Raw genomic sequence first — 3125 nt, 5'->3', positions numbered from 1 at the left:
GCGCAAGGTGTTCGCGGAAGTGGTGCATGAACTGCGCTTTCCCGAGGCTCACAAGGAAGATGGAAAGCCCGCGCCGGTTCAGGCTGACGCTTTGTTGAGAACCCGCCGCAATGCCGACCGCCTGACCGATCTGTGGACCGTTGGCAATGTCCTGCAGGAGAACGTCATCAAGGGCGGGCTGCATGGTCGCGTCAAGGATGGCAATGGTCACACACGCCGTCAGCGCACCCGTGGCGTTAAAGGCATCGACCAGAACAAAGCTCTGAACCGGGCAGTCTGGTCTCTCACTGAAAAAATGGCCGAGCTGAAGGGCGTAAGCCTCGCAGCCTGAAGAACAGCGCGGCTCGATCAGGGCCGCGCATACCCCCTTACTCGGAGCAGAGCCATGCAAATGGAAATCATCAACACACCCGCACATGAGCGTTTCAACAACTTGCCGAAAGGCGACAAGCTGGACCAATTCGAATGGTTCGAAATCATGCCCTGCCGCAATGATGAAAGCGAAGGGTGCGCCGTCCAGTGCGAAGCCGGAGAGGTCGAGTTTTGGAGCATTTACGGCCGGAAGAACGAAGGCACCAAAGACGCGCCTGAGTTTCTGGCAACCGCCGTTCATGACGCATGGGATGCAAGTGCGATTGTTAAGATCGCGCGCCAGATCGCCAAGGAAACCGGAAAGGGCTTTCTAGCCGGTGACATCGCCTTTGGTCAGTTTCCCCGGCAGAATGGTCAGCTGGTGCCAGTGGTGGAATTCACCGAGTTGGCCGAGGATCTGACGATTGCCATTCATGAGGACATTTGGGAGACCATCCCGCAGGCCGATCAGCGCGTAGATGATTTTGACAATCATCCGCTGGCCGCGTTGCGCGAGGCGTTTGTCGATTATTCCGACTATTCGGGATCTGATCAGCTCGACCCTTACCAGCCCGAAGCCACCACCCACTGAAACCTTGCAAAGCCGGGAGGCCGCAAAAGCGGCCCCCGCCATTTGCCGGATGGAGAGCAGAAATGCAGCAGCTTGATTTGATACCGATGGCCCCAAGCGAGAAGGGAACACCAGGCGCAAACTGGTGGGCCGGTGCCTGGGAATGCCGAAACTTTGACGGGTTTTTTCAAACCCGTGAGCAGGGCCGGGGACCGTGGAAATTCGTGATCTACGGTTTTGGCGACGACGATGTTTCTGTCTACGGCGTCAACCCGTTTGGTGAGCTTGTCTACCAGAGAGTGCCCATCGACGGGCAGGATCGCATCACCATTCTTGGCCGCAAATATGGCCGGGACAACTGGCAGCACTAAGCCGGGCGAAGCCCGAAATCAGAAACCGAAAGGACCGTTCAATGTATGCCCATTGTTTCCGATCTGGACACATCGAGCTTTCCGAGCATCCCGACATCGAGGGCGGGATTTGTATTGGTGAAGGGACAGAGGACGAGCTGACCCGCAAACTGGATGGACGCGCCCGAATGTCATGGAATGACACGTGGTTGGTCCCCGGAGTGCCGGAAGCCGAAACCGGGGACGTGGCGCTAGATGCCACCATTCGATTCAAGACCCGGATGGATGACCCTCTGCCAGAGGCAAGGTAGGTGCGCCGCCAGTTCACCTTGCCGGGTCTCGATCAGCCGGGCCGAACCCGGCGCGTTCTGATGCACGCGGCTGATGTAGGTCAGGCCCCCGGTATGATGCCCGGTTGGCGAACCGCCAAGGGCGGGCACTTCATACGCGGTCAGTGCGGCCATGACGCCGGATGGTGTTTTGACATGACCGATACCGAAATTCGGCGGGGCATTCCGTGCCCGGTCTGTAACCACCAAAAGGAGGATTCCGATGCTTGAGAAATGTGTTCATCAAACCATCGACATTGCTGTTGCCGGTGCCCTTTTGGTGGCAGCAGTTTCAGCGTTTTGCTGGCACGCGGAACAGCGCGCCAGTATCGAGGTTTGGAAGTCTGACCGTGCCGCCCGACTGACCGTCGCGCGAGACTGACCCCGCCCGTTCAGCGCGTCCTGTTCCTCCTATCATCGACCATCCGGGCGAGGTCCGGATAACCCGCGCCGCATCGGTTGTGCAGGGCCAGCCCGTCCTTTTCACGGTCGCATGTTTTGGCGATGATCTTCAGTGCCGAGGGCAGCGGCGTGTCAGCACCGACCAGCTCAATGAACCGCTTTTTCGGGTACTGCCCGTACCGCCCGCAGGTCTTGCAGTTGATCCGGACCAGCTCAAACGGATAATCCCAAGCCCTCACAACATACAGCCCCCGGTAGTGCGGTTTTCACGCGGTCTGAAAAAATTCAACCCTTCCATTCTCAGCATCTATCCCACGGGTCCATTTAGAGCCAGCGTTAAGGCTGGCCGCTCGGTCCCCGTTCGTGCCACCCAACGCGAAGCCGCGCGACTGCCACCGTGCCAAGATCCCGACCGAGACACCCTGACCTGACATGCGACGGTCGGTCAGCTCGTCGGGTCGCGCGGCTGAAGTTCAGCCGACTTGTTGGCGCACTGGCCTGATCGGCAGAGCTAAAGCCAACTCGTCGGCACCCGCCGCCAAAGCGTCGGGAAGTTGAGCGCGCCCAGGCGCGCGGAAAATGCAGATCGCATTTAACGTGCCGGAAAGTGACGGGCGCTGTTCGGGCAGCCCACGCGTTGCGTGATTGCCCTGCGCCAGTCCACCGGCACCCACGCCTGTTTAAGAAAAGGGGCGGAACCCTTTTCCCGGCGTGGAAATTGACTCCAAGAGTAAACCGATCACGATTTGAGAAAATACGAATTTCTAAAATCCCATCGGTTTACTCTTGGAGATTATGACAGGATAAGGTAGTTGTGTTACAAGTCACAAATACAACCTGAGGTATATATTGAGCAAGCCCGCCGACACCACAGTCTTTTCCGTGCGCTTGCCTTTGGATGCATTGGCGCGATTGGAAGAGGCCGTGCAGTCGCTTGGGGCCAAGAGCCGCAACCAGATCATCCAGCGTCTGATCTATCGTCTGATCGGGTATCTCGATCCTGACCCCGCTGTTGTGGATCTCTGGCAGACGCACTTGCGGCAGGTTCAGGGTGGATACACCAACCTCAATCAACTGGCGAAATCGGCCAAGCGCGGCACGGTGATCTGGACGGATGACGAC

General features: G+C 58.3%; 7 protein-coding genes and 1 pseudogene. 7 read left to right on the top strand and 1 reads right to left on the bottom strand.

The features are described from left to right. The 6 genes and pseudogenes from ACR0AU_RS21905 to ACR0AU_RS21880 all read left to right on the top strand — a co-directional run. Positions 1-331, top strand: a pseudogene (locus tag ACR0AU_RS21905) (DUF932 domain-containing protein); the annotation flags it as partial. Positions 332-385: 54 nt separating this feature from the next. Further along, the gene (locus tag ACR0AU_RS21900; protein WP_480791300.1) at positions 386-943 is read left to right on the top strand and encodes a hypothetical protein; all 558 of its coding nucleotides are present in this window, start codon (positions 386-388) and stop codon (positions 941-943) included. A gap of 62 nt (positions 944-1005) precedes the next feature. Then, a complete protein-coding gene (locus ACR0AU_RS21895; RefSeq protein WP_480796329.1) occupies positions 1006-1293 on the top strand; it encodes a hypothetical protein in 288 nt (95 codons plus the stop codon). A gap of 41 nt (positions 1294-1334) precedes the next feature. Then, a complete protein-coding gene (locus ACR0AU_RS21890; RefSeq protein ID WP_480796328.1) occupies positions 1335-1583 on the top strand; it encodes a hypothetical protein in 249 nt (82 codons plus the stop codon). Beyond that, entirely contained in the window at positions 1584-1832 is a 249-nt protein-coding gene (locus ACR0AU_RS21885; RefSeq protein ID WP_480796327.1) for a hypothetical protein, read from the top strand. It begins immediately after the preceding gene. Beyond that, the gene (locus ACR0AU_RS21880; protein WP_480796326.1) at positions 1825-1983 is read left to right on the top strand and encodes a hypothetical protein; all 159 of its coding nucleotides are present in this window, start codon (positions 1825-1827) and stop codon (positions 1981-1983) included. The genes ACR0AU_RS21885 and ACR0AU_RS21880 overlap by 8 nt, the downstream gene beginning before the upstream one ends. A gap of 10 nt (positions 1984-1993) precedes the next feature. Here ACR0AU_RS21880 and ACR0AU_RS21875 read toward each other — a convergent pair whose 3' ends face one another. Continuing rightward, positions 1994-2242, bottom strand: a complete 249-nt coding sequence (locus ACR0AU_RS21875) for a hypothetical protein (RefSeq protein WP_480796325.1) — start codon at positions 2240-2242, stop codon at positions 1994-1996. A gap of 610 nt (positions 2243-2852) precedes the next feature. On the opposite strand from ACR0AU_RS21875, the gene ACR0AU_RS21870 reads away from it, so the two are divergent. Beyond that, positions 2853-3125, top strand: a 273-nt coding sequence (locus ACR0AU_RS21870; RefSeq protein WP_480796324.1) for a ribbon-helix-helix protein, CopG family, incomplete at its 3' end; no start/stop codon positions are given.

It is taken from the genome of Ruegeria sp. CG1 (assembly GCF_056537265.1).
This window is presented reverse-complemented; position numbering and strand designations above follow the sequence as displayed.

Excerpts from the sequence above, each read along its gene's own strand:
- ACR0AU_RS21880 (WP_480796326.1), top strand. The coding sequence starts at position 1,825 with ATGCTTGAGAAATGTGTTCATCAAACCATCGACATTGCTGTTGCCGGT.
- ACR0AU_RS21890 (WP_480796328.1), top strand. The coding sequence starts at position 1,335 with ATGTATGCCCATTGTTTCCGATCTGGACACATCGAGCTTTCCGAGCAT.
- ACR0AU_RS21900 (WP_480791300.1), top strand. The coding sequence starts at position 386 with ATGCAAATGGAAATCATCAACACACCCGCACATGAGCGTTTCAACAAC.
- ACR0AU_RS21895 (WP_480796329.1), top strand. The coding sequence starts at position 1,006 with ATGCAGCAGCTTGATTTGATACCGATGGCCCCAAGCGAGAAGGGAACA.